The sequence below is a fragment of the Huijunlia imazamoxiresistens genome (assembly GCF_037132455.1).
Classification (GTDB): Bacteria; Bacteroidota; Bacteroidia; order Chitinophagales; family Chitinophagaceae; genus Flavisolibacter; species Flavisolibacter imazamoxiresistens.
Genome location: NZ_JBBBEI010000011.1, coordinates 165,643 through 191,505, shown reverse-complemented (window position 1 = coordinate 191,505; position 25,863 = coordinate 165,643). Strand labels below are relative to the sequence as shown.

The 25,863-nt window shown below is 58.7% G+C and carries 15 protein-coding genes; 9 read left to right on the top strand and 6 right to left on the bottom strand.

The features are described from left to right. Positions 1 to 7: 7 nt before the first annotated feature. The 3 genes from V9K67_RS15095 to V9K67_RS15085 all read right to left on the bottom strand — a co-directional run bounded on the left by V9K67_RS15095 (position 8) and on the right by V9K67_RS15085 (position 2,732). Positions 8 to 727 carry a ferredoxin--NADP reductase gene (locus V9K67_RS15095; protein ID WP_336723815.1) on the bottom strand — a complete coding sequence of 240 codons (720 nt, stop codon included), beginning with the start codon at positions 725 to 727 and terminating at the stop codon, positions 8 to 10. 196 nt (positions 728 to 923) lie between these two features. Continuing rightward, positions 924 to 1,442, bottom strand: a complete 519-nt coding sequence (locus V9K67_RS15090; RefSeq protein WP_336723814.1) for a hypothetical protein — start codon at positions 1,440 to 1,442, stop codon at positions 924 to 926. A 54-nt stretch (positions 1,443 to 1,496) separates the two neighbouring features. Continuing rightward, the gene (locus V9K67_RS15085) at positions 1,497 to 2,732 is read right to left on the bottom strand and encodes an MFS transporter (RefSeq protein ID WP_336723813.1); all 1,236 of its coding nucleotides are present in this window, start codon (positions 2,730 to 2,732) and stop codon (positions 1,497 to 1,499) included. A gap of 120 nt (positions 2,733 to 2,852) precedes the next feature. On the opposite strand from V9K67_RS15085, the gene V9K67_RS15080 reads away from it, so the two are divergent. Beyond that, on the top strand, positions 2,853 to 3,749 hold the full coding sequence (locus V9K67_RS15080; protein WP_336723811.1) for a LysR substrate-binding domain-containing protein: 897 nt from the start codon (positions 2,853 to 2,855) through the stop codon (positions 3,747 to 3,749). 40 nt (positions 3,750 to 3,789) lie between these two features. On the opposite strand, the gene V9K67_RS15075 is transcribed toward V9K67_RS15080, so the two are convergent. Next, the gene (locus tag V9K67_RS15075; protein WP_336723809.1) at positions 3,790 to 6,753 is read right to left on the bottom strand and encodes a T9SS type A sorting domain-containing protein; all 2,964 of its coding nucleotides are present in this window, start codon (positions 6,751 to 6,753) and stop codon (positions 3,790 to 3,792) included. 88 nt (positions 6,754 to 6,841) lie between these two features. Between V9K67_RS15075 and mfd the strand changes: the two genes are divergently transcribed. Together mfd and V9K67_RS15065 are read left to right on the top strand one after the other, a co-directional pair. Beyond that, positions 6,842 to 10,270 carry a transcription-repair coupling factor gene (mfd, locus tag V9K67_RS15070; protein WP_336723807.1) on the top strand — a complete coding sequence of 1,143 codons (3,429 nt, stop codon included), beginning with the start codon at positions 6,842 to 6,844 and terminating at the stop codon, positions 10,268 to 10,270. Between the two features lie 157 nt (positions 10,271 to 10,427). Further along, complete coding sequence (locus V9K67_RS15065) at positions 10,428 to 15,806, top strand: S8 family serine peptidase (RefSeq protein WP_336723806.1); 5,379 nt, start codon at positions 10,428 to 10,430, stop codon at positions 15,804 to 15,806. Between the two features lie 86 nt (positions 15,807 to 15,892). Here V9K67_RS15065 and V9K67_RS15060 read toward each other — a convergent pair whose 3' ends face one another. Continuing rightward, on the bottom strand, positions 15,893 to 16,096 hold the full coding sequence (locus V9K67_RS15060) for a hypothetical protein (RefSeq protein WP_336723805.1): 204 nt from the start codon (positions 16,094 to 16,096) through the stop codon (positions 15,893 to 15,895). 278 nt (positions 16,097 to 16,374) lie between these two features. Between V9K67_RS15060 and V9K67_RS15055 the strand changes: the two genes are divergently transcribed. The 6 genes from V9K67_RS15055 to V9K67_RS15030 all read left to right on the top strand — a co-directional run bounded on the left by V9K67_RS15055 (position 16,375) and on the right by V9K67_RS15030 (position 25,313). Continuing rightward, complete coding sequence (locus V9K67_RS15055) at positions 16,375 to 16,602, top strand: hypothetical protein (RefSeq protein ID WP_336723803.1); 228 nt, start codon at positions 16,375 to 16,377, stop codon at positions 16,600 to 16,602. Positions 16,603 to 16,700: 98 nt separating this feature from the next. Further along, positions 16,701 to 17,786 (top strand): hypothetical protein, encoded by a 1,086-nt coding sequence (locus V9K67_RS15050; RefSeq protein ID WP_336723802.1) that lies wholly within the window; start codon positions 16,701 to 16,703, stop codon positions 17,784 to 17,786. 81 nt (positions 17,787 to 17,867) lie between these two features. Further along, positions 17,868 to 19,970, top strand: coding sequence for an ATP-dependent DNA helicase RecG (gene recG, locus V9K67_RS15045; RefSeq protein WP_336723801.1), 2,103 nt, complete (start codon positions 17,868 to 17,870; stop codon positions 19,968 to 19,970). 52 nt (positions 19,971 to 20,022) lie between these two features. Then, positions 20,023 to 23,604, top strand: a complete 3,582-nt coding sequence (locus V9K67_RS15040; RefSeq protein WP_336723800.1) for a DUF7948 domain-containing protein — start codon at positions 20,023 to 20,025, stop codon at positions 23,602 to 23,604. Positions 23,605 to 23,624: 20 nt separating this feature from the next. Further along, complete coding sequence (locus tag V9K67_RS15035; RefSeq protein ID WP_336723799.1) at positions 23,625 to 24,659, top strand: PorP/SprF family type IX secretion system membrane protein; 1,035 nt, start codon at positions 23,625 to 23,627, stop codon at positions 24,657 to 24,659. Between the two features lie 75 nt (positions 24,660 to 24,734). After that, positions 24,735 to 25,313 (top strand): hypothetical protein, encoded by a 579-nt coding sequence (locus tag V9K67_RS15030; RefSeq protein ID WP_336723798.1) that lies wholly within the window; start codon positions 24,735 to 24,737, stop codon positions 25,311 to 25,313. Here the strand turns inward: V9K67_RS15030 and V9K67_RS15025 are convergent. Further along, positions 25,310 to 25,855: an LOG family protein gene (locus V9K67_RS15025; protein WP_336723796.1), complete on the bottom strand. Its 546-nt coding sequence runs from the start codon at positions 25,853 to 25,855 to the stop codon at positions 25,310 to 25,312. The genes V9K67_RS15030 and V9K67_RS15025 overlap by 4 nt on opposite strands. Between the last annotated feature and the right edge of the window lie 8 nt (positions 25,856 to 25,863).

Sequence of the window (25,863 nt, the reverse complement as noted above, 5' to 3'; positions counted from 1 at the left end):
TTTTTAATTAACCGTATAATTCCTGGTGGATGGATTTTTTATCGTAGCCCATAGCGGTGATGCGGGCTTTGGCCTCGTCGATCATGGCCTTCCAGCCGCAGAGGTAAAAATAGGCCGGTTGCCGTTGGGCGCACAATTCCTCGTAAACGGCATGTACGTAGCCCTGGCGGCCGTTCCATTTTTCACGGGACAAGGTGGGGATATAGGAAAACAGCTCCAGTTCCTGTGCCAGGCCGTGCAGCTCGTCGGGGTACAGCAGGTCGCGTTGTTCGCGGGTGCCGAAAACCAGGTACAGGTTGCGGTGCGGTACGGGGTGCCGTTTGAGGGTATGCAGCATGGAGCGGAACGGAGCGATGCCCGTGCCGGTGCAGATAAAGAACAGGTCGCGGTCGATCACTTCGGGCAGGGTGAACACGCCCTGGGGCCCCCGCAAGATCAGCTCGGAGCCTTCCCGCACCTCGTTGAACAGGTAGGTGGTGCCGGCGCCGCCCTCTGCCAGCACGATCAGCAGTTCGATGACGTTGGTGCCGTCGGGCCAGGAGGCAATGGAATAACTGCGCCACCGCTTGTTGGCCTTTTCGTGAATGGGGAGATCGAGGGTAACAAATTGCCCGGCTTGAAAAGAAAATGTGGAAACCTCCGGGACCTGGATCCAGAAGCGGCGGGTATTATAGGTTGCCTCTTCAATGCGGCGCACGACGCCTTTGAACCACGGTAGAGCTGCCATTCAATTATTTTTGGTAAAATACAAAATCGCAGGGAGGCGGTTCCTGAAAAAATTTCTATCAGGCTGATCTATTGGCACAATACTTGGGTATTAGTAACTCGAAAACAGTAAGAAACTACTCAAACATATTTTTTTGTCGGACGGTTTAGGCTAAAAGGACCAGCATTCTTGCTGGTCTTTTCTTTTTTGGGGCCCGCTAGGGCAGCGAGGCCCGGGAAAGCGACTGGAACGTTTTCACCGCCCGGGTATGCATTTTCCCGCCCTGGCGGTACACCACCACCAGCTGGTTTGCCTGCAACAGGGCCGCTGCGGGCCGGGCTTCCTTGCCTGGTATATAGTCTACAGGGTGGAGCTGTAACACGGCTTCCGCGGTAGCCGGCACCAGGAGGACCTTTTTTTCGCCTTCGTCCCCGGTGGCAAGTTCCACCGGCTTTTGCGCCACACTTTCCCATTTGATGCCGAAAGGTTCTCCCTCGATCCATAGGGCCACCGGGTACACCTTTACCCCCGCCGGGTGTGCCAGGTAAATAAAATAATTCGCCGCTTCCTTTCCGGAAGCAGGGGCTTCCTGGGCCGAACCCTCTTCCGGGATAGCCGGCCGTACGCCCGACGAAACGCCCTGCCGGTAGGCGTACAGTTTTACGGCGCTGTCCTGCGAAAAACAGGAGCCGTGTATCCAGAAACATAAAAGGAGCAACAGTTGCCATGCTTTCATATTTCCAAAACGAACAGAATGAAAAAAAGTTATGTGGATCAACGGGGATTGGCCTCAGGGATTTTCTGCCAGCTTTTTCAGGGCGCTTCCTGCTTCCGCCTGCCGGTGGTAGAAGAAGTAGCAGGCGGTCAGGGCCAGCCCGGTGATCCCTTCCAGGGCCACCGCTTCACGGGGCCCGAGGTAATGGGCCAGCCAACCGATCAGCAAGCTGCCCACGGGAATGATCCCCTGGTAAGCCATCACAAAATAACTGATGGCCCGGCCCCGCATATGGGGTTCGGAATGCACCTGTATATAGGTATTGATCGAAGAGGTAAACGCCATCATGCCGCTGCCGCCCAGGATCAGGGCGGCCAGGGCCAGCGGTAACGAGCTGACGGCCGACAGCCCGGCCACCCCGGTGGCGAACAGGGCACTGGCCAGCATCGTGGTCCGGATCAGCCGGTCGTGCCGCTTCAACTGGGCAAGGTACACGGCCCCGAACACCGATCCCAGGCCAATGGCGCTTTCAAAATAGCTGAAGGTCTGGGCGGTGCCTTGGAACAGGTCTTTGGCAAAAATGGGCAGCAGGGTGGCGAAGGGGATCACCAGCAGGCTGTTGACGCCCAGCAGCAGGATCAGGCCGCTGATATTCCGGTCCGAGGACACGTAGCGGAAGCCTTCCTTCAGTTCGGTCCAGATATCCTTGCCGGCAGCGGCTTTCACGCCGGTATTCAGCTGCATCAGCGACAGGCAGGCCAGCACGGGGATATAGCTGAAAAAATTGCTCAGGAAACAAACGTCCTCGCCCAGGGTGCTCAGCACGAAGCCGGCCAGGGCGGGCCCCGCCAGGCGGGCAAAATTGGTCATGGTGGAGTTCAGGGCAATGGCATTGGGCAGGTCTTCCTTCTGGTCCACCATCTCGATCATCAGCGACTGGCGGCAGGTGACGTCAAAGGCATTGATCACCCCTTGCACCAGGCTCAGGAAAACTATGGCGCCCATGTGGTACACCCGGAAATAAAGCAGGGTGGCCAGGGCACCCGCCTGCAGCATGGAGATCACCTGGGTTTTCACCAGTACCCGGAAGCGGTCGTGGCGGTCGATATAGCTGCCGGCATAGGGCGACAGCAGGAGGGAGGGGATGAGGCTGACAAAGCTGACGATTCCCAGCAACAGGGCCGAGCCCGTCAGGCGGTACACCAGCCAGCTTACGGCGGTTTTCTGCATCCAGGTGCCGAGTAGGGAAACGGACTGGCCAAAAAAGAAGAGTTTGAAGTTGCGGTATTTTAACGAGCGGAATACATTCATTTCGTGGATTAAAGACTTGCGGGTTGCTTGTAATATTTACCTGCTGCAAAGGTTGCCCGAAAGCCTAAATTTGCAAAACGGCATTTTTCTATAATTCCCATCGATAAAACCGATCAATGTATGGAGCTGCGGCAATTGCGTTATTTCCTCAAGGCGGGCGAGCTGCTGAATTTCACGGCGGCAGCCCGGGCGGTCAATATCAGCCAAAGTACCCTGTCGCAGCAGGTCCGCCAGTTGGAGGAAGAGCTGGGCACGCCCCTGTTTGACCGGGTGGGCAAGCGCGTCCTGCTGACCGAGGCCGGCCGGCAGTTTGCCGTTTATGCCCGTCAAACGGTCCGGAGCGCTTCCGATGGCCTGCAAATCCTGCGTGACCTGGCGGAGGTGAAGACCGGCGAGCTGGTGATCGGGGTCACCTACGCCCTGCACGACCTGATGACCGCTACGCTGGTGTCTTTTTCCACCACCTACCCGGGCATTATCGTAAAAGTGCTTTTCGGCACATCGGAGGAATTATTGGAAAAGCTAGAAACGGCCGAGCTGGATTTCCTGCTGACGTTCCAGGAAGAGGAATTGAAAGGAGATTTCACCGGGCAGTTGCTTTTTGAATCGCGGATGGCCCTGGTCGTTTCTGCCGCAGTGAGGGTCACCGACCGCAGCAGCCTTCCGCTGGCGGCGGTGCGCGACCTGCCGCTGGCCCTGCCGGTGACCGGCTACAATACGCGGCGCTTCCTGGACGAAGCCTTTGCCCGGGAAGGCATCCGGCCCCGCGTGCAGGTCGAGATCAACGACATCCCGACCCTTTTTGACCTGGTGCGGACCGGCCAGTTCCATACCATCCTCACCCTGGCCACCACCAACGGGCAGCACGGCATTAAGGCTATCCCCATCGAGGGGGCGGAAATGTACCGGAAGGCCTGGGTGGTATGGCTGAACAGCAGCTATCATAAAAAGGCCGCCACGCTCTTCTGCGCCCTGCTGCTCGAAAAGGCGGGCGCCGCTGCTGGCGCAGCTCCTTAAAAAACCAGGGGCCGCGGTAGGGTCCGCGGCCCCTGCCATCTTATTGCTTCACTACTTTCTGGGTAAACTTATACTTGCCGTCGTCGCTGATGATGGAGACGATGTACACACCGTAGGCGTAGGGCCGCATGTTGATGACGCCGCCCGTATAGCCGCGTTCCTCCTTCAGCAGCAGTTGTCCCTGCATGTTGAACAGCCGTACGTGCAGCTTCTGTACCGGCAGGTTGCCCGTTAAATACTGCACGCTGGTGCGGGTAACCGTGGGGCCGAAGCGGGTAATGAGTTCGCCCTCGGTCGAAGGCGTGGTGAACTTGCCCATATTGGCATAGAACAGACCGTTGCCGTGCGTGCCCACCAGCAGCACGTTATCGTCGGGGCGGTAAGCCAGCGACTGGATGACCGCGTAGTTCAGCAGGTTGCCGCCCTCGCGCAGCCAGACCGGCTGGTCGGCGGTGATGTTGGTGGTGCTGTACAGGCCCACGGACGTACCCACGTAATACTCGGGGAAGGAAGCGCCGGAAGTATCTTTCTTTACCACGATGGCGCAGCTGCGGATAGACGGCAGCTGCAGGTTGCCCTCCCGGTTGCGCCAGGTGGGGCTGGCCGACTTGGCATTGGTGGTATGCCAGATGCTGACGGCATTGGCGCTGTTGATGGTGTAGTTGGAAACCACGGCCACCAGCTCGTTGTCGTTCTCGGGGTTGACGGCGATATCCTGGACGTTGACCCCGGCCGGCATGCCGGAGGGGGTGATGTTGACGGGAACCGTGGAGGCGGCCGCGTTGCGGGGGTTGTCCAGCCGGAAGATCTTGCCGTTGGTGGTGCCGATGAACAGGGCGTGCTCCGCGGTATAGGTGCCCCGGGTAAAGGCCAGGGCCCGGATGGCCACGTCCCGGCCGCTTGTGGGGTTGTTGGGGTTGACCGCTTGCCGCACGCCGGTCAGCTCCGTCCAGTTGCTGTTGGTGACGGTAGCGGCGGAGGTGGTGCGGAACAGGCGGTTGAAGTTGACATAGTACAGCAGCTCGGTATTGTCGGGGTCGAGGCGGAAGTTGGTGACGAACTCGCCGTATTCGTCCACGGCGCCCACCCGGGCCGTGGTGAGGTTGGTGGGCCGGATGTCGACGTTGTTGCGGGAGGGCGAGATGCGGATGCGGCGGATGTTGCCGTATTGCGAGCCGCCGTAGACGAACTGGTCGCCGGTGCCGGGGTCGAGCCGCGAATAGCCCACGGCGCAGCCGTCGCCGCCGTAGAGGCGCACGTGGTTGTTGCTGTCCTGCACCGCGGTGCCGATCACCTGGGCTTTGTCCCGCAGCAGCACGCCGTTGTCCTGCGAACCGCCGGCAAAGTTGTAGCGGGCGGCGTCGGGGTCGATGGCCACGTAATAATATTGAAGGGTCTGGTAGTTGGGCAGCGGGCTCCACGACACGCTGGAGGCGGAAATATTGCTGGTGAGCCGGATGCCGCCGTCGTCGCCGCAGATGGCGGTATTGTTGTCGGCGGGGTTAAAGGTCAGGGAGTGGATGTCGGGGTGCCCGTTGGGGTAATAGTTATAGGTCATGTCGGTGGTGTAGCCGTTGATCCAGGCGGTGTTGCCGGTGCTGGCAAAGCCGTCGGAGGAGCGGTACAGGTTGGTGCCGCCGACAAAGACGGTATGGGGGTCGTTGGGCTTTACCTCCAGCAGCATGTTGTAGCCTGCCTGCAGCGCCAGGGGGTCCGAGCCGGCCAGGTTGCCCGGGAAGTTGGGCATGTTGGCCGAGCGGTTGATCCAGGTGTAGGAGTTGCCCGAAATGTTGAGCCGGTAGAAGTCGGCCTCGGGCTGCAGGAAGGGCGCGGAGCTGCTGAGTCCGTTTTCATACAGCACGTAACCGATGTTCTGGTCGGAAGGGGAGAGGGCGATCAGGATCCGCCGGGAGGCATTGTTGCTGGCGTTGCCCCGCCAGCCGGGGATGGAGTCCACGCCCAGCGTCTGTCCGCCGGCAATGCGCTGGAAGGAGCCGGTATTGCCGGTTTCGGATACCCACACGCCGCGGATGGTGTTTATAGGGTTGCCGCCGTTCACCGCCAGCAGCACCTTGCCCGAGTTCTGGATGGCCAGGTCCATTTGTCCCACCACCGCGGTGGACGAAACGGTGCTGCCGAAAACGGCGCGGAACGACTGCCCGCCGTCCGAGGAGCGGAAGAGCCGCTGGTGGGCGGCCACGTAGAGGTCGCCGTTGGCGGGGTTCACCTTTATTTTATGGATATAGTCGAAGGGATGGTCGAAGCTTTCCAGCACGTTGCCGGACAGCTTCGTGCCGTCGATGTCGGTAACATTGGTATGCGGCAGCTTCGTCCAGGTAACGCCGTTGTCGGTGGATTTCCACAGGCCGTTGCTTTTGTAGATGGCGCCCAGCTCGGAGGTGGAGTTGCCATAGGCCTCGCCGCCGCCGGCATACCAGGTGTCCTGGGAGCCGGGGCGGGGATCCTGCGCCAGGGCAGTAAAATTGTGGATGTCGTTTTCCGGCGATACCCTGGTCCAGTGCTGGCCGCCGTCGTCGGAGCGCATCATGCCGCCGCTGACGCAGCCGGCGATGATCACCCGGTTGCTGCCGCCGTTGAAGCGCAGGTCGTAGGTGAGCCCGCGGGTGCGGCCGCCGATGTTGTTGGGGCCGGCGGGATTGTAGCTGTTCATCACGGTGGTCTGGGCGGTGCGGCCGGCAGGGCTGAAGAGCTGACCTTTTTCGGGCAGGCCCAGGGCCAGCGTCCGCTCCTGGTCAAAAATGCCCCGGGGCACCTTGCCGGTCACCGGGTCTTTCAGCATGTCAAAATCGTAACGGGCCCGGGCCTCGGCATAAAGCGCCCGCTTTTCCATCTCCTCGTTTTCGCTTTCTTCCTCACCTTCTTCCCGTCCGAAAAATTCCTCAAATTTCCTTTCGGCTTTCTTTTCGTTCCGGACCACGAATACAGTGGCCAGGCCGGCCACCAGCAGGGCAGCCGGCAACCATCGGATTAGCTTTCTCTTCATCTCTTGTTAATGGGTTATGTGGTACAATTTAGGTAATCTAATTTTTTCTATTTCTCTCTTTCTCTCTTAGCTTAGTTTTGCAACGTCCATGAGTGTACAGAACCTGCTGGAAAAATATCAACAATCGCCCCGCCTTTTTTCCCTGGCGGACAGGCTCACTTTGTCCCAACCCGAAAATATCTTCGCGCGCAACCTCAGGGGCAGCAGCTCGCAGCTGGTGACGGCGGCGGTGTTCCTGCATCCTGCGTGCAGCCAGTTGAACCACCTGATCGTGTGCAACGATGCCGAGGATGCGGCCTATTTCCACAATACGCTGGAAAACCTGACCCAGGCCCTGAACATCTTTTATTTCCCTTCCTCCTTCAAGGTGCGGAAGAACTATCGCCTGCTCAATTCCTCGCACGTGATGCTGCGCACCGAAGCCCTTACCCGCTTTTCTTCCGGGCAGGGCAACAGGGTAGGGGTGCTGGTGACTTATCCCGAAGCGCTGTTTGAAAAAGTGGCGGTGCCCAAAGCCATTTCGGCTACCATCATCCAGATCAAGACCGGCGATGTGCTCGATACGGACGAGCTGTTTGAAAAGCTGGTGCAATACGGCTTCGAGCGCACCGACTTCGTGTACGAGCCGGGGCAGTTTGCCGTTCGCGGCGGCATTTTGGACATCTACTCCTTCGGCAATGAAAAGCCCTACCGCATCGAGCTGTTCGGCAACGACGTGGACTCCATCCGCATCATCGATCCCGAAACGCAGCTGAGCGAACGGCGCCTGCTGCAGGTCAGCATCATTCCCAACGTGGACACCCAGTTCGAGGACGAGGAAAAGGTATCGCTGCTGCAGTTCCTGCCCGAAAACACGGTGGTGTGGCTGCAGGACGAGGAGCTGGTGCGGGAACGGCTGCGCGCCGGTGCCGACGACCTCGAATGGTTTTTAAAGGACGACGCCTCCCGCCCCCCGGTCAAAAAGCACAAGGCGGCGGAAGACGAGGAGGACCGGATGGAAAAGAAAAACGTCGGCCCCGCTGATTTCATCAGTGCGGAGGACTTTGCCTCCGAAGTGGGGGAAAAGCACCGGGTGCATTTCGGCCATTTCAGCGGCGAGCTGCCCGACGGCAGTTTCGAGCTGGTGTTCAACACCCAGGAGCAGCCGGCCTTCAACCGCAAGTTCGACCTGCTGATCAAAGACCTGAAGGGCTGGGAAGCCCAAAAATTCGAGCTGAACCTCTTTGCCGAAAACCCCAAGCAGCTCGAACGCCTGTACAGCATCTTTTCCGACCTCAACGAAGAGATCACCTTCAACCCCATCGCCACCTCCATCCACGAAGGGTTTATCGACGAGGACATTAAGGTGTTGTGCTATACCGACCACCAGATCTTCCAGCGGTACCACAAATACAAGGTAAAACAGGCCTACAACAAGAGCAAGGCCCTGACCCTGCGGTCGCTGCGCGAGCTGCAGCCGGGCGACTACGTTACCCATATCGACCATGGGGTAGGGGTGTACAGCGGCCTGCAGAAGCTGGAAGTGAACGGCCGCCTGCAGGAAGCCGTCCGCATTATTTATAAGGACAGCGACATCCTCTACGTCAACATCAACTCGCTGCACAAGATCGCCAAGTACACCGGCAAGGAAGGCTCGGTGCCCAAGGTGAACAAGCTGGGCAGCGACGCCTGGGCCAAGCTGAAGGAAAAGACCAAGACCAAGGTGAAGGAGATCGCCTTCGACCTGATCAAGCTGTACGCCCAGCGCAAGGCCCAGACCGGCTTCCAGCACGCCCCCGACAACTACATGCAAACCGAACTGGAGGCTTCCTTTATTTACGAGGACACCCCCGACCAGAGCAAGGCCACCGTGGATGTGAAAAAGGACATGGAGTCGCCTTCCCCGATGGACCGCCTGGTATGCGGCGACGTGGGCTTCGGCAAAACCGAGATCGCCATCCGCGCCGCCTTCAAAACCTGCCTCGACGGCAAGCAGGCCGCCATCATGGTGCCCACCACCATCCTGGCCTTCCAGCACTACAAAACCTTCAAGGAGCGCCTGAAAGATTTTCCCGTGACGGTGGACTTCGTCAACCGCTTCAAGACGGCCAAAGAGAAAAAAGAAACCCTCCAGCGCCTGCAGGAGGGCAAAGTGGATATCATCGTGGGCACCCACGCCCTGCTGGGCAAAGAGGTGAAATTCAAAAACCTTGGCCTGCTGGTGGTGGACGAAGAACAGAAGTTCGGCGTGGCCCACAAGGAAAAGATCAAGACCCTGCGCACCAGCGTGGACTGCCTGACGCTGACCGCTACCCCCATTCCGCGGACGCTGCAGTTCAGCCTCATGGGCGCCCGCGACCTCTCCATCATCAATACGCCCCCGCCCAACCGGCAGCCTATCCAGACCGAGGTGCGCATCTACCAGGAAGACTTTGTCCGCGACGCCATTTATTTTGAAACGGAAAGGGGCGGGCAGGTGTTCTTCATCCACAACCGGGTGCACGGCCTGGGCGAGATGGCCGCCATCATCCGCGCCCTCTGCCCCGACCTGAGCATCGGCTTCGCCCACGGGCAGATGGAAGGCCACGAGCTGGAGGAACGCATCCTGGACTTTATCGACAAGCGCTACGACGTGCTGGTGTGTACCAATATCGTGGAAAGCGGTGTGGACATCCCCAACGTCAACACCATCATTATCAACAATGCCCACCAGTTTGGGCTGAGCGACCTGCACCAGCTGCGTGGCCGGGTAGGACGCAGCAACAAAAAGGCGTTTTGCTACCTGCTGGCGCCGCCGATGAGCACCCTGCCCAACGACTCGCGCAAGCGCCTGCAGACCCTGGAGCAGCACAGCGACCTGGGCAGCGGCTTCCAGATCGCCATGCGCGACCTCGACATCCGGGGCGCCGGCAACCTGCTGGGAGGCGAGCAAAGCGGCTTTATGGCCGAAATAGGCTTTGAAATGTACCAGAAGGTGCTCAACGAAGCCATCCGCGAGCTGAAACGGACCGATTTCAAAGACGTGTTCCAGGAAGAGATCTCCAAACAGGACGATTTTGTGCAGGACTGTACCATCGATACCGACCTGGAGATCCTCATCCCCGACAGCTACGTGGAAAACATCACGGAGCGCCTGTCGCTCTATTCCCGCCTGGACAATTGCGAAACCGAGGAGGAGCTGCTGCAGATGGAAGAGGAACTGAAGGACCGTTTCGGTTCCCTGCCCCCGGAAGTGCAGGACCTGTTCGTAACGGTTCGCTGCCGGCGGCTGGCCATCGACCTGGGATTCGAAAAGATGGCGCTGAAAGACGATACCCTTCGCTGTTACTTTATTAACCGCCCCGATTCACCCTATTTTGAATCGGCTACCTTCAATGCGATCCTGCAATACCTGCAGACCGGCACGAATATGGCACGCCTGAAGCAGGCGGGTAAAATGTTCATGGTGGTAGCGCAACCAGTGAAAACCATGCAGGAACTTTTTACTTTTTTAAAGCGCATGCACCTAAGTGCGGTCGGGGTAAAGCAAAAAGTATAAATAGGGAAAACTCCTTAATTATCATCCTTTTACAGTTTCCTAGGCATAGGATCAGCCAGCGGAAGGCAACTTTATATTAGCTTAGCGTCGATTTTCCAATATCCATTGTTACCAACCGCGAATCTGTTATCTAATTTGAATCTATAATTCAATTTCTATGAAACCTAAAACCTGCTATGGGGCACTTCGTGTGCTTACTATGCTCGTGCTCTTTTTTTATTCTTCGGCAAATGCCCAGAAAAGTGAGCGGAGCTTATTTTTAAAGAGCGGGAAGATCTCCCAGCCCGCCCCATTCTCCCAGGCTGTAGTCGACAGCTTCAATAAAAAGGCGTTCCGGAACAACAAAGCCTTCGCCATCCTCCAATTTGACCATTTCCTTACCGAAGCAGAAAAAAAAGAACTGGCCGACCAGGGAATCGACCTGTTGGACTACGTTCCCCAGTACGCTTATTCCGTCAGCATCCGCAAGCCGCTGACGTTTGGCCAGCTGAAAAAGCTGAAAGCCACCGCCATGCTGCAGCCCGCCCCGAAGCAAAAGCTGGACGCCTCCCTGGCTACCGGCAGCTATCCCATGGGAGCGGTAAAGGTTGCCGGGACCGTAGACGTCCTGGTTCGCTTCCCCAAATCTTATTCCGCTTCCGCCATTCGTTCGGCCTTAAAGGGGCTGAACGTGGAGCTGCGGTCCGACAAACTTTTTTCCTACCAGATTGCGGAGGTACGCCTCGCTTCCAGCCGCCTGGACGAATTGGCCGACCAGCCCTTCGTGGAATTCGTACAGCCGGTGCCGGCACCGGACCAGCCTTTAAATAACGTCAGCCGCCTGCTTTCGGGCGCCAACGTGCTGCAGGCTTCCGCGCTGAACGGCGGCAACGGCCTGACCGGCGAAGGCGTGGCCGTAGGTGTCGGCGATAACGCGGACGTACAAGGGCATTTAGACTTTAAAAACAGGCTGATCAACCGCAGTGGCGGCACCGTTACCACCCACGGCATTCATACTACGGGCACGGTAGGCGGAGCCGGCACCATGAACGAACTGCACAAAGGCTATGCGCCCAAAAGCACCATCGTCAGCCAGCTCTTTAACGCTATTTTCCTGAATGCCTCCACCTACGTCAAGGACTACGGTATGGTGGTAACCAACAACTCCTACGGTCCTTCGTCGAGCTGCTGGAACTTCGGGACCTACGATTTCTACTCTGCTGTGTTGGACGAGCAGGCTGCAGAGCTGCCCAGCCTGCAGCACGTGTTTGCCGCCGGCAACAACGGCGCCACTACCTGTGCGCCCTTCCCTATGGGTTTTAATACCATCATGGCTTCCTACCAGGCGGCCAAAAACGTTCTGTGCGTAGGGAATGTTATGGCCGATGGCAACCTGGCGGCCGGCTCCAGCAAAGGACCGGTTCAGGACGGTCGTATCAAGCCGGAAGTGACCGCCCTGGGATATGGCGTCGTTTCTACCGGTCCGTCGAACAACTATGTAGCCAGCAACGGCACCAGTATGGCGGCCCCGGCAGTAACGGGCGGCCTGGCCCTGCTGTACCAGCGCTACCGGCAGTTGAACGGCAACGCCGACCCCAAAAGCGCTCTGATGAAAGCCCTCATCTGCAACGGTGCCAGTGACAAAGGCAATCCCGGCCCCGATTACAGCTACGGTTTCGGTTCCCTGAACCTGGTGCGGAGCCTGAATATGCTGGAAAAAAAGCAGTATATAACCGGAAAGATCGCCCTGGGCGCTGCCCATAACCACAGCATCCAGGTGCCGGCCAACACCGCCCAGCTGAAGATCATGTTGTACTGGCACGACCCGGCTGCTTCCTCCCTGAGCAGTGCAGCCCTGGTAAACGACCTGGACCTGGAAGTAAAGAACCCGGGTGCGCAAACCTTCCTGCCTTTTGTGCTGGATCCGTCGCCTGCCGGCGTAACGGCGCCCGCCACCACCGGCCGCGACCGTTTGAACAATATCGAGCAGGTGGTCATTACCAATCCCCAGGCCGGCGCCTATTCCATTAATGTACTGGGAACGGCAATTACCCAAAACCCCTCCCAGGAGTATGTGATCGTTTACGATTTTGTTCCCAACACCCTGCAGCTGACCTACCCCCTGGGTGGTGAAGGCATTGTTCCGGGTGAGTCGATGCGCATGAACTGGGAATATTATGGCAATGATGCCCAGTCCTTTACCCTGCAATATTCCCTGAACGGCGGCACTTCCTGGACCGACATCAGTACCAGCGTTCCCGCCACTGCCCGCACTTTTGTATGGACCGCTCCTGCCACCCCGGGTGTTGCTATGATGCGGGTGTTGAAAAACGGTACGGAACTGGTTAGCACCAGCAAGCCGTTTGCGATCATTGGTATCCCCAACGTATTGGTGCAGGCGACCATGCAGTGTGACGGTTATATCAATCTTTCCTGGGGGGCCATAACCGGGGCTACCAATTATGAAGTATTCCTGTTCAGCGGAACGGAAATGGTTTCGGTAGCCAAGACGGCGACGCCTAACTATATTTTAAAGGGTTTTAACCGGGACAGCACCTATTACCTGAGCGTGCGCGCCGAAATCAATGGGCAGCCGGGCCGCAGGTCCGCTGCCGTTTCCCGGCAACCCAACTTCGGCAACTGCCCGGGGGCGATCTCGGATAATGATTTCCGCCTGAATGCCCTGCTGGCCCCCGCTTCGGGCCGGAAGTTCACTGCTTCGGAGCTCACCGCCGCCACCCCCATCAAAGTGGAAGTGCGCAACCTGGACAACGTTTCCATTGCCTCCACCCTGACCCTGAAGTATTCCATTGACAACGGGGCAACCTGGGTAACCGAAACGGTGAACGCTACCCTGGCCGCCCAGGCGGTTTACCCCTATACCTTTGCCACCAGGGCCAACCTGTCGGCCGTGGGCACGTACAACCTGGTAGCGGTGGTAAAAACCAGCAAGGCCGATACGTTTTCCGGCAACGATACCCTGCGTACCGTGATCCGCCACCTGCCCAACGAACCGATTGCCCTGCCCTTTACCGACGACCTGGAAAAAGGCGAAGAGAACACCTATGAAGGTGCTGCCACTGGCCTGGCAGGTTTGGACCGGTACGATTTTTCCCGGAAGACAACCTTAGGCCGCCTGCGCACCTTCGTGAACTCGGGCATGGCTTATTCCGGCAACAGGGACCTGACCCTGGACGTGAAAAAGGCCACTACCGGTGATAATACCAATGCGCTGATCGGCACCTTTAACCTGTCTAACTACCGGGCTGCCTCCCAGCAGGTGCGGGCCTCCTTCCGCTACATGGCCCACGGACAGAATGCCGTGGACAGCAACATGGTATGGATCCGCGGTAGCGAAACCCAGCCCTGGATCGCTATCTACGACCTGGGCGCCCTGCGCCCGGCTTCGGGTTTTTACCAGCTGTCCGATAATTTCGAACTGTCCGACTCGCTGCTAAAGTACGGGCAGGACTTTTCTTCCTCCTTCCAGATCAAATGGACCCAGAACGGTCTGAACCCGACCAACAGTCCCAGCGATCTGGCCGGCTTCAGCTTCGATGACATCCACTTCGAAGAGGTGCGCAGCGACCTGCAACTGGTCAGCATCGATGCGCCCGCTCCTTTCTTCTGCAAGGAGGGTGATGCCGCAACCCCCCAGGTAACCGTGGCCAACAGCAGCCGGACCCCGGTGACCAACGTGCCGGTGAAATACTCGGTGAACGGCGGTCCCTGGATTACCGAACACATCCCCTCGGTGCCCGCCAAGGCTTCCGTTTCCTTTGCCTTTGCCAAGGCCATCGCCCTGGACCAGTCCGGCGAGTACCGTTTGCAGGTGGTGGTGAGCGAACCCACCGACAACTACCACCCGAACGATACGCTGGAGACTTCATTCTTTGCGGCCAGCACCATCACCAGCTTCCCCTACCTGGAAAACTTCGAGAAGGGCAACGGCGGCTACTACACTACCGGCGTTTCCAGCTCGTGGGCGTACGGTACCCCGGTTTCCAGCCAGATCAACCGGGCGGCCAGCGGTGCCAAGGCCTGGAAAACCTCGCTTTCCGGCACCTACAATGCCGGCGAGCAATCGTACCTGTATTCGCCTTGCTTTAACCTGTCGGGCATGGCCCATCCCACGCTCAGCCTGAGCATCGCCCGCGAGCTGCAGGACTGCGGGTACGTCGAGTGCGACGTGGCCCGGGTAGAGTTTACCACCGACGGTGGCCAGCAATGGCAGCTCCTGTCCGACTGGTATGGTACCAGCCTCAACTGGTACACCCAGTATTTTGGCTGGTCCGACAGCAAACCCCGCTGGCATGCGGCTTCCGTTGAGCTGCCCAGCGGCATCGGGCAGGTGCAGTTCCGTTTTGTGCTGCAGTCCGATTACGCCACCGAATTTGAAGGCCTGGCTATTGACGATATCCATATTTATGATAATCTCCGCGGCATTTACGCTACGGCCACTACCTCCCAGTCGCCTGTGAACCGGACGGTTTCCGGTGGTGATCAATTCCTTCATTTCGAACGCGACGGCCAGGTGATCGCTTCCATCAATCCGCATAACCAGAACCTCGGAAGCACCAACGTACAGGTATACCTGAACGAGGGCGAGGTGCGGAACAACGGCCAGCAGTATTTCCACGACCGGAACATTACCATCAAGCCGGCCAACACCCAGCTGTCCGATTCCGTAACCGTGCGTTTCTATTTCACCGACCAGGAAGTGGAAAACCTGCGCAATGCCTACGGCTGCGACTCGTGCCCGCTGCCGGCCAGCGCCTACGAACTGGGCGTATCCGGTTACAATGACGCGACCGATGCCCTGGAGAACGGCTCGATCAGCGACAACCAGAGTGGCCAGTGGTCCTTCATCCCGGCTCAGGATCTGAAGCTGGTGCCTTACGACCAGGGTTATTATGCCGAATTCAACATGAAGTCCTCCTCGGAATTCTGGCTGACCGGCGGCAACCCTGCCAACGAACAGGAGGCCCGTTTAATGGCCCTGAGCGTGGCGAACAAATCCGCCGACGAGCTGGAAGTAGCCTGGTCGGTGGCCAGAAAGGAGAAGGTGAATCATTTCGAGGTGGAAGTGGCCAAAACCATCGCCGATGTGCGGGGCCAGCACTTCCTTCACATAGGTACGGTTGACAGCGAAGGCGGCGCCGACGTCCTGCAGCAGTTCAGCTTTACCGATTTCGAAAAGGATAAGACCGGCGCCCGTTACTACCGGTTGAAGATCGTAAACAACGACGGCTCCGTTCAGTATTCACCGGTGCGCTCGGTGGTGTTTTCCGCCCCCCTGGGAAGCCAGGTGTTTCCCAATCCTTCCTCGGGCCTGTTTTACTTTACCTGCCAGGCGAAGGAAGGCGAGACCCTTAGCGGGACCGTCAACGATGTGCTGGGCCGCCCGGTACACCACTTCACGGTCAAAGGAACCGGCTTTGGACAGAAAGTGTCCATCGACCTTTCGGACAACCGCTTTGCCCCGGGCCTGTATGTGCTGAAGGTGCAGGCAGGCGGCCAGGTGCAAACCTTCAAGCTCCATAAGCAGCATAAATAGGGTGCCTCCGGCTCCCGGCTCCTAAAGAAAAAGGGGCTGCTTCAGATCCTGAGGCAGCCCCTTTTTCAATTATATCTGGAAATTCGTTACCAGCCCTGTTTGGCAATACCTGCCTCGATAGCGGCCAGGGCTTTCTGCTCGTTGCAGAGGGTTGTAAGCTTGTTTCCCTTGCCGTCGTGTCCCTGCACCATGTAGGCACCTTTGGCGGTTTTAGTAATGACAGGTTCCTGGATGGGGACGTTCTTTTCTTTGGTCTTTACATTATAGGCGGTAAGCTGAATGTCTGCCATGTTGCTTAAAATTTAGGTTACTAATTCTTGAAACTACATCTTTTCGGCAAAATCAGGGCCAAAACTTTGCAGTAAGCCCCCTTGCGGAAGTCCAAAAGTCGGAAAGTCGGAAAGTCCGGAAGTATTACCCCGGAAATGGTTGCGTTTTTGCTGCCCGGAACAGGCTCCCCCTGGCGTAGGTCGTTTTCTGCCGCAGTTCAGGTCTTCGGGACTTTCCGAATCACCGGCTTTCGGGCTAAAAGTGGCATAAGATTTCCAGTACTTTAAAAAAAGAACTTATGAAAAGAGAAACTCCAGATAGCAGCCGCAGAGGTCCTCAGACCGAAGACCGTTCCTCCCGTACGAACCCCAGCCAGGGCTCCGGGCGCGCACCGGCACCGGAAGGCCGGATCACCGAAATAAAAAATGCCAATGCCGCCGGCCTGGGTGCCATCGGCAGGGAAGAAGGAAAGCTGGGAGATGCTGCCGGCAGAACGACAGAATTGGAAAACGAAGACATTTACTGAAAGCCAGCAGGCCGGCGCCCGTCGCCGGCCTGCTGCTGGAGCCCCCCTTCCGTCCGCAACCGACACCTCCTTCCTGACCCCTACCCGCCGGCACTGTTATGAAAAGGTTCCTGTTTTTCATTTGGCTCCTCCTTTTTGCCAAAACGGTCGCCGATGCCGTTGCCGTCCGGACGGACGAAACCCCCAATGACAACAACGTTTTTATCATTACCCTTGACGGCCTGCGGTGGCAGGAAGTATTTACCGGCGCCGATTCCCTGCTGCTGCGGCGCAACCCCGGCGAAGCCGCCGCCCTCCGGCCCCTTTTCTGGGATGCCCGGCCCGAAAGGCGCCGGCAAAAGCTGATGCCTTTCTTCTGGAGCCGGATTGCCGCCCACGGCCTGCTGCTGGGCAACCGCCGCTACGGCAACCGGGTAGATGTGGCCAACCTGTATGCCCTTTCCTATCCCGGGTACAACGAGCTGTTTACCGGCCGCCCCGACCCGGCCATCTGGTCCAACGACCGCCTCCTCAATCAAAACGTGACGGTCCTGGAATACCTCAACGACAATGCCGCCCTGGCCGGCAAAGTGGCCGCCTTCACTTCCTGGAACCTCTTTCCCTATATCCTGAACAAAAAAAGGAGCGGCCTCTATATCGACGTAGCGCCCGGGCCCCGGCCGCTGGCCTCCCTGCTGCATTTGGGCGATTCGCTGCAGCGCAGCGCCTCGCCCGATCCTTCCGTTCGCAATGACTTTCTGACCTACAAGGCTGCCCGGGCCTATATCCTGGCCCACCGCCCCCGGGTAGTGCACTTGGGCCTGGGCGGCACCGACCTGTACGGCCACCTCAACCGCTATGGCGATTACCTGCGCCAGATCCGCCTGGCCGACAACATCATTCACTGGCTGTGGCAGCTGGTGGAATCTTCTTCTTTTTACCGGGGCCGCACCACCTTTATCATCACCACCGACCACGGCAGGGGAGGGGAGGCCCACAACTGGCACGAGCACGGGCTGTTGGTGAAAGGCTCTTCCCAGACCTGGATGGCGCTGCTGGGCAACGGCGTCCCGGCCCATGGCGAAATGCGCCGGCCCCTGCAGGTGTACCAGAAACAGGTGGCCGGCACCATCGGCTATTTCCTCCACCTTACTTCCTACAATTCCCTGGTCCTTCCGCTTTCCCTGCTGGCGCCTGTTCGTTGAATCACAGGCCGGGAAAAAGTTTTTCACCCGTGCGGAAGCGAAGGCCGTTCCGTTAATTTTGCTCCCAAAGAATACGAAGGGTTGCAAAATATACTGACCTATCCCATTGAATACCTGAAAGGGGTGGGGCCCCAGCGGGCCGACCTGCTCAAAAAGGAACTGGGCATCTTTACGTTCAACGACCTGCTGCACCACTTTCCCTACAGGCATATCGACAAGACCCGGATTGCGAAGATCGGGGAGCTGTCGCCTGCCACGGAGTTTGCGCAGGTGAAAGGCGTGCTGCTGGCGCACGAAACCACGGGGGAGAAGAGCACCAAACGACTGGTGGCCACCCTCCGCGACGACACGGGCATCATCGAGCTGACCTGGTTCAAGGGCCTCAACTGGGTGGAAAAGACGCTTCGCACGGGCGAGCAATACCTGGTGTTCGGCCGCCTGTCCTTTTTCATGGGCAAGGCCCAGATGGTGCACCCCGAAATAGAGACCGTTTCCCGCGAAGCCGCGCCTACCGCCAACTTCCTGGAGCCGGTTTATTCCACCACCGAAAAATTAAAAGCCCGTGCCCTGGGCAGCAAGCAGCTCATGCGGCTGGTGCAGGCGCTCCTGGAAGTGCTTACCCCCGCGGAGCTGCCCGAAAACCTGCCCGCCAACATCCTGCAAAAGCTGCGCATCGTATCGCGTTATGCCGCCTACCGGATGGTGCATTTCCCGCAGGATGCCGAACAATACAACCAGGCGGTGCGCCGCCTGAAATTCGAGGAGCTGTTCATTGCCCAGCTGCGCCTGGCCTTTGTCAAGGCCCAGCGCCACCGCTCTTCCAAAGGGGTGGTCTTTAACCGGGTGGGCGACTTGTTCCTGACCTTCTACCACCAGGCCCTGCCCTTTGAACTGACCGGGGCGCAAAAAAGGGTGGTCCGGGAAATCCGGGCCGACACCGCCACCGGCCACCAGATGAACCGCCTGCTGCAGGGCGACGTGGGCAGCGGCAAGACCATCGTGGCCCTGCTGTCGATGCTGCTGGCCATCGACAACGGCTACCAGTGCTGCCTGATGGCGCCGACCGAGATCCTGGCCCAGCAGCACTTCCAGTCGCTCAGCAGCCTGCTCCGGGACCTGCCCGTGGACGTACGGCTGCTGACCGGCTCTACCCGGGCGGCGGACCGCAAGCCCATCCTGGCCGGCCTGGCCGACGGCAGCCTCGGCATGGTGGTGGGCACCCATGCCCTGATCGAGGAGGTGGTGCAGTTCAAAAACCTGGGGCTGGCCGTCATCGACGAGCAGCACCGCTTTGGCGTGGCCCAGCGGGCCAGCCTCTGGAAAAAGGCGGCCGTTCCCCCGCACGTGCTGGTGATGACCGCCACGCCCATTCCCCGCACGCTGGCCATGACCGCTTACGGCGACCTGGACTATAGCGTCATGGACGAGCTGCCTCCGGGCCGGCAACCCATCACCACGGTGCACCGCTTCGACGTACAGCGCACCGCCGTGATGGACTTCATCAAATCGGAGATCGAAAAGGGGAGGCAGGCCTATATCATCTTCCCGCTGATCGAGGAAAGCGACAAGCTGGACTACGAAAGCCTCATGCGGGGGTACGAAAACGTCAAGGCCTTCTTCCCCGAGCCGAAGTACTGGATCAGCATGGTGCACGGGCGCCAGGCCCCCGAGGTCAAGGAAAACAACATGCAGCGCTTCGTGACCGGCGATACGCAGATCATGGTATCCACCACGGTGATCGAGGTGGGGGTAAATGTCCCGAACGCTTCGGTCATGGTCATTGAAAATGCGGAAAAGTTTGGACTTTCCCAGTTGCACCAGTTGCGGGGACGCGTCGGCCGGGGAGCGGAGAAAAGCTATTGTATCCTGCTGACCTCGCCCAAACTGAGTAACGACGGGCGGGAACGCATCAAAACGATGGTGGCCACCAGCAACGGTTTTGAAATAGCCGAAAAGGACCTGCAACTCCGCGGACCCGGTGATATCGAAGGAACAAAACAAAGCGGCGTATTAAACTTTCGCCTGTCCGATATTGTCAAAGACAAACCCATTCTGGAAGCGGCCCGCACCTATGCGGAGCAACTGGTGGATGCTGACCCCGGGCTGGAAACGGCCGAAAATTTGCCCCTGAAAAATTACCTGATCTCGCTGAAGGGTAAGACCGTGTGGAGTAAGATATCTTAACACTTCTCTTTAACAACACTTTTGTTATTTCAAGCGTTAAATTGTAAACAGTTTGAAAACCATCCGCCACATACTTACCCTCCTTGCCTGCATGGTGTTTACCGTCGGGCACGCTCAGGATTACAGCAATTTACAATTCATTGAAAATAAAGGCCAGTGGGACAGCCGCGTTCGCTACGCGGCCGAAGTGCCCGCCGGCGCCGTCTACATCCACCAGACCGGCTTTACCATTGTCCAGCATGATCCCGAAGACTGGCAGCGGGTGTGGGACATCGCCCAGGGCCACAGCGGCACCTCCCAGCCGGTACTGCCCGGCCGGATGATCGTAAAGTCGCACGCCTACGAGGTGAGCTTCGTGGACGCGGCCGCCAACCCGGTCATGGTTGCCGACAAACCCGTTTACAGCCACAACAACTATTTTATCGGCGACGACCCCTCCAAATGGGCCTCCGACTGCCAGCTGTTCCAGGGCATTACCGTTAAAGAACTCTATCCCGGGGTGGACCTGCGCTATTATTCCCAATCGGGGCGGATCAAGTACGACCTGATCGTGAAGCCCGGGGCCGATCCCTCCCGCATCGCCCTGCGCTACAAGGGGGTGGAAAACCTGCACGTGAAAAAAGGACAGCTCCAGATCCCCACCTCGGTAGGCCTCCTGAAGGAACTCTACCCGTACTCCTACCAGCAGGGGCCGCAGGGCCGCCAACAGGTGGGCTGCCAGTACAAGGTTTCGGGTAATACCGTTCGCTTCGATATAAAAAATTATATCCGCTCCTCCACCTTAGTCATCGATCCTACGCTGATCTTCTGCTCGTTCAGCGGCAGCACGGTGGATAACTGGGGCTTCACGGCCACCTACGGCCCCGACGGCTCGTTCTTCGGCGGCGGCATCGTTTTCGGTTCCGGCTTCCCGGTATCGCCGGGGGCGTTCCAGACCAATTTCGGCGGCGGGGGCGGCAACGATGCCAATATCGACATCGGCATCATCAAATTATCGCCCGACGGCTCGCGCCGGATCTATGCCACCTATATCGGCGGCGCCGGGGCCGAGCAGCCCCACAGCCTGGTGGTGGACGGCCAGGGCAACCTGGTGATCGCGGGCCGCACCAACTCGACTAATTATCCCACCAACGGCGCCGGGGTTATCGGCCCCGGCGGCGGGTACGATATCGTGGTGACCAAGCTGAACGCCTCGGGTACGGCACTGATCGGGTCGCGGCGCATCGGCGGCTCGGGCAATGACGGCGTGAACATCAACAACTCGCGCAGCGGCGCCAACTCGCTGCAGCGCAACTACGGCGACGACGGGCGCAGCGAGGTGATCCTCGACGGCGCCGGGAACGTTTACGTCGCCTCCTGCACCCAGTCGAAAGACCTGAAGGCCGAACATGGTTTCCTGAATTCCTTTGCCGGCGGCACCCAGGACGGGCTGCTGTTGAAACTGACTCCGAACCTGTCGTCGCTGACCTATGGCCTGCACATCGGGGGCAACGGCAACGACGCCAGCTATGTGCTGGCCCTTCATCCCTTCAATAATAATATTTATATCGGCGGCGGCACCGAAAGCAACAACCTGCCGGCCACTTCCGGCGCCCTGGCAGGCACCAACCAGGGCGGCATCGACGGCTTTGTGTCGATCCTCAGCAACGCCGGATCAATGCAGAAGACCACCTATATCGGAACCGGCGGCATGGACCAGGTGTACGGCGTACAGTTCGACAAGTACGGCTTTCCCTACGTGATGGGGCAGACCACGGGCAACTGGCCGATCCAGAATGCCACCTGGAGCCAGCCCGGCGGCAAGCAGTTCATCGCCAAGCTCCGCCCCGACCTGTCGGCTTATGTCTATTCCACCGCCTTCGGCTCCGGGGGCAACAATCCCAATATTTCGCCGGTAGCCTTCCTGGTCGACCGTTGCGAGAACGTGTACGTTTCGGGCTGGGGCGGCAGCGTCTCTTCCAACCCGGTTTATCCCTCTGCCGGCACCACGGGCCTGCCGGTAACCCCCGACGCCATCAAGGGCACCACCGACGGCAACGACTTTTACTTTTTTGTACTGAAAAAAGATGCGACGGCCCAGTTGTACGGCAGCTTCTTCGGCCAGAGCGGGGCGGCTACCGACCACGTGGACGGGGGCACCAGCCGGTTCGACCGCAACGGCGTTATCTACCAGGCCATCTGTGCCAACTGTAAGCAATTCGGCCCTTCCCAGTTCCCCACCACTCCCGGCGCCTGGAAGGAAACCAACCCTTCCTCGGGCTGTAACCTGGGCATGGTGAAAATCGCCATGGACTTTTCCGGGGTGCGGGCAGGCCCGCAATCGGCCATCGAGGGCGTGCCCCGCGATACGGCGGGCTGTGTTCCGCTGACGGTGACGTTCAGTGATACGGTGCGCAACGCCCTCCAGTATGAATGGGACTTCGGCGACGGCTCGCCGGCCCAGACCGTCAATTATCCCAACACGTCTATTTCCCATACCTATAATAACGTAGGGGTGTACCGGGTGCGGCTCATTGCCATCGATTCCACCACCTGCAACATCCGCGACACGGCTTACCTGAACATTCGGGCGGGCAACCTGAGGGCCGCTGTTGATTTTGCTTCCACCAAGATCAGCCAGTGCTCGGAAAGCGTTTTCCGCTACCGTTTCGACAACCTGTCGGTAGCGCCCCCCACCCGGCCGTTTACGGCTGCTTCCTTTGAATGGGACTTCGGCGACGGCTCGCCCCGGCAGCCGGCCGGCAACCAGAGCATCGAGCATACCTACCTGTCGGCCGGCACCTACAACGTGCAGCTGATCCTGGTGGATACGTCTTATTGCAACGCGCCCCAGACAGTGCAGAAAAGCCTGCGCATCGCGGTGAACGTGAAGGCCCAGTTCGAACTGCCGCCTACCGGCTGCGTGCCCCTGACCCTTACCCTCAACAACACCTCGCTGGCGGGCCAGAAGTTCTTCTGGGATTTTGGCGACGGCACCACCTCCACCGAGGAATACCCGACCCATACCTACCGCAACCCGGGCGCTTATACCATCCGCCTGCGGGTAGAGGATCCCACCACCTGTAACCTGGTGGATTCTACGCGGAATACCATTGTACTTTCAACCGGGCCGACGGCCGAGTTCAGCGCGGCCCCGCAGCCCCCGGTGGTGAATACGGCAATTGTGTTTACCAACCAGTCGTCTTCCGATGCCGTTCGGTTCGTATGGTCGTTCGGCGATGGTGACAGCCTGAGGGTCAATACCCTGCAGCCCGTTTCGCACGAGTATGAAGCTACCGGCCGGTACAACGCCTGCCTGATCGCCTACAATTCGGCGGGTTGTCCCGACACCACCTGTCATCCTGTGGAAGCGCTGGTGGATCCGGCCGTGGACGTGCCTACCGCCTTCACCCCGCTGAGCGGTGATGTGAACAGCAAGGTTTTTGTGCGGGGATTCGGGATTGCGAAGATGCACTTTGCCATCTGGAACCGCCTGGGCCAGAAAGTATTTGAAACCAATACGAAACAATCGGGTTGGGATGGTACCTTTAAGGGAGCGTTGCAGCCCATGGACGTTTATGCGTACACGTTGGAAGTGGAATTTATCGACGGTAAGAAAACTACCCGTAAAGGCGACATAACTTTAATCAGATAAAGGAGAGGAGGACGATCGCTATGCACAAAATAATCAACTACCTGATCGCTGCCGGCAGTCTGCTGGCGGCCACGGGCCTGAAGGCCCAGGACCTGCACTTTTCGCAGTTCTTCAATTCTCCTTTGTCCACCAACCCCGCCAACACGGGCTTTATTCCCGACGGCGACTACCGCCTCGGGATCAACTACCGCGACCAGTGGTCCTCGATCATGACGGTTCCGTATAAGACCATGAGCGCCTTCGGCGACGTGCAGCTGATGAAGGACCGCGACCGCACCGGCTGGCTGGGTACCGGCGCCCTGGTGCTGCGGGATGTGGCGGGCAGCGGCAACCTCACCTCCACGAAGGTGTACGGCTCGGTGGCTTACCACCAGATGCTGGCGTTCGGCAGCCTGGTGAGCCTGGGCTTTAACGTAGGCTATGCCAATAAACAGATCAACGTGGCCAACCTCAAGTTCCCCGACCAGTTCGACGGCCACTTTTTTGACAACAAGCTGCCCACCAGCGTGGTGCTGCAGCGCAACAACATCGGCTACCTCGACCTGCAGATGGGGGCGAACTATGCCTACTTCCCCAACGATAAGGTGTACCTCAATGCCGGCTTTTCAGCCCACCACTTCAACCGGCCGCGGGAATCGTTTTTCAGCTCCACGCTGGCCGATAACCGGGTGCCGGTGCGCTATATCGGCTTTCTCAACGGCAGCTTCATGCTCAACGACCAGTGGATCGTGAACCCGAACGCTTATTTCAGCATGCAGGCCAAAGCCTCCGAGCTGGTAGCCGGCGCCAATGCCCATTACAACCTGTCGGGCGACGGCCAGTACGAGCTGATCGCGGGCTTGTATTACCGCCATAAGGACGCCGTGATTCCTCAGGTAGGCTTCGGGTACAAGGACTACACCTTTACCTTCACCTACGACGCTACGATGTCCTCGCTGCGGAATTACAACAATACCCGGGGCGCTTTCGAGTTCTCGCTGATCAAGCAGGGCGTATTCGATCACTACAACGGCAACCGCCGCGAAACGATCTGCCCGTCCTTTAAGAGCCTGTAGGGTAGGAGCGTGGCCGCGCCCTTATCTTTGGCACCGCCATTTTCCCTCATTAAAAACATTCTTCTGTTCTATTGTATGAAAAAATTAGCGATCGCCTTTACACTGCTGCTGGCCTCCGTGGCATCCTTTGCCCAGGACCGGGAAGACCGGGAAGAAGACGGGAAAGGGTTCCAGCGCAACCGGCTGTTTGTCGGCGGCAACTTCGGGCTGAGTTTCGGCAGCTATACCTTCATCAATGTGTCGCCGCAGGTGGGCTATCATTTCACGGACCATTTTGCCGCCGGCGCCGGGGTCAACTTCCAGTATGCCGGGCTGAAGGAAGAAGATGGAAACGGCCGTACGGTCAGCAAAACCTCGCAGGGCGTGGCCGGCCTCAACGTGTTCGGCCGGGTATACCCCATCCGGCAGTTCATGTTCCAGGTCCAGCCCGAAGCCAACTACGTGTTTGGAAAGGACGTTCTTTATTATACCGACCCGCGGCAGGAGTACAAATTTTCGAAGATCGTTCCCAGCCTGCTGGCCGGGGGCGGGCTGGTGCTGCCTTCGGGCAGGGGCGCCATGATCGTATCGGTATTTTACGACGTGCTGCAGCGGCCCAACTCGCCCTATTTCAACAAGCCGATCTTCAACTTTACCTTCAACGCCGGCCTTTAATCCTGTAAAAAGGGCAGCAGGTCTGCCGGCTCCTGCAACACGGTCAGCTGCTCGTGCAGGCGACCATACAAAAAGCCCTCGTCTTCCAGGAACTGCAGGTGCTCCAGCAGGTGGCGGTAGAACCCCCCGCTATTGAGCAGGAACACTTTCTTGTCGTGGATGGCCAGCCCGTTCCATGTAAGGATCTCGAACAGTTCGTCCAGGGTGCCGAAGCCGCCGGGCAGGATGATGGCGGCGTCACAGAACTCGTACAGCTTCCGTTTGCGCTGGTGCATGTCTTCCACCACCAGCAGTTCGGTGATGGCATCGTGCTGGTGCTCCCGCTCCTGCAGCAAGGCGGGGATCACGCCCCGGACCGTGCCGCCACTTTCCATGCTGCTGTTGGCGGCGCAGCCCATGAGGCCGTTCTTGCCGCCGCCGAAGATCAGGGTCACGCCCTTTTCCGCCAGCAGCCGGCCCAGTTCCCTCGCGTGTTGGCAGTACACTTCATGTTTGCCGAATTTAGAGCCGCAGAAGATCGCCAAAGACTGTATTGTCGCCATTTTGTTAA

Excerpts from the sequence above, each read along its gene's own strand:
- V9K67_RS15065 (WP_336723806.1), top strand. The coding sequence starts at position 10,428 with ATGAAACCTAAAACCTGCTATGGGGCACTTCGTGTGCTTACTATGCTC.
- V9K67_RS15055 (WP_336723803.1), top strand. The coding sequence starts at position 16,375 with ATGAAAAGAGAAACTCCAGATAGCAGCCGCAGAGGTCCTCAGACCGAA.
- V9K67_RS15060 (WP_336723805.1), bottom strand. The coding sequence starts at position 16,096 with ATGGCAGACATTCAGCTTACCGCCTATAATGTAAAGACCAAAGAAAAG.
- V9K67_RS15085 (WP_336723813.1), bottom strand. The coding sequence starts at position 2,732 with ATGAATGTATTCCGCTCGTTAAAATACCGCAACTTCAAACTCTTCTTT.
- V9K67_RS15075 (WP_336723809.1), bottom strand. The coding sequence starts at position 6,753 with ATGAAGAGAAAGCTAATCCGATGGTTGCCGGCTGCCCTGCTGGTGGCC.
- V9K67_RS15090 (WP_336723814.1), bottom strand. The coding sequence starts at position 1,442 with ATGAAAGCATGGCAACTGTTGCTCCTTTTATGTTTCTGGATACACGGC.
- V9K67_RS15025 (WP_336723796.1), bottom strand. The coding sequence starts at position 25,855 with ATGGCGACAATACAGTCTTTGGCGATCTTCTGCGGCTCTAAATTCGGC.
- V9K67_RS15035 (WP_336723799.1), top strand. The coding sequence starts at position 23,625 with ATGCACAAAATAATCAACTACCTGATCGCTGCCGGCAGTCTGCTGGCG.
- V9K67_RS15030 (WP_336723798.1), top strand. The coding sequence starts at position 24,735 with ATGAAAAAATTAGCGATCGCCTTTACACTGCTGCTGGCCTCCGTGGCA.
- V9K67_RS15095 (WP_336723815.1), bottom strand. The coding sequence starts at position 727 with ATGGCAGCTCTACCGTGGTTCAAAGGCGTCGTGCGCCGCATTGAAGAG.
- mfd (WP_336723807.1), top strand. The coding sequence starts at position 6,842 with ATGAGTGTACAGAACCTGCTGGAAAAATATCAACAATCGCCCCGCCTT.
- V9K67_RS15080 (WP_336723811.1), top strand. The coding sequence starts at position 2,853 with ATGGAGCTGCGGCAATTGCGTTATTTCCTCAAGGCGGGCGAGCTGCTG.
- V9K67_RS15050 (WP_336723802.1), top strand. The coding sequence starts at position 16,701 with ATGAAAAGGTTCCTGTTTTTCATTTGGCTCCTCCTTTTTGCCAAAACG.